1 protein-coding gene is annotated in these 319 nt (G+C 70.2%); it reads left to right on the top strand.

The genetic code is table 11. From position 1 onward, the window contains the following. The coding region (locus tag IG88_RS39960; RefSeq protein WP_158854263.1) for a polyketide synthase at nt 1-319 on the top strand (319 nt) is incomplete at both ends.

Here is a 319-nt window from a genome sequence, read left to right as displayed (position 1 = left end):
GCGGTCAATTCGGACGGTGCGTCGAACGGGTTGACGGCGCCGAACGGTCCGTCGCAGCAGCGGGTGATCCGGCAGGCGCTGGCCTCGGCGGGACTGTCGTCGGCCGATGTGGACCTGGTGGAGGCGCACGGCACCGGGACGAGTCTGGGTGATCCGATCGAGGCGCAGGCGTTGTTGGCGACGTACGGGCAGGGCCGCTCCGAAGACCGGCCGCTGCGGCTGGGGTCGGTGAAGTCGAACATCGGGCATACGCAGGCGGCTGCGGGTGTGGCGGGTGTGATCAAGTCGGTACTGGCGCTGCGGCACGGGTTGATGCCGC

The sequence above is a fragment of the Streptomyces sp. NRRL F-5650 genome, from assembly GCF_000721365.1.
Classification (GTDB): Bacteria; Actinomycetota; Actinomycetes; order Streptomycetales; family Streptomycetaceae; genus Streptomyces; species Streptomyces ardesiacus.
Note: the sequence above shows the minus strand (reverse complement) of the source record. Positions and strands in the feature narration are given on the sequence as shown.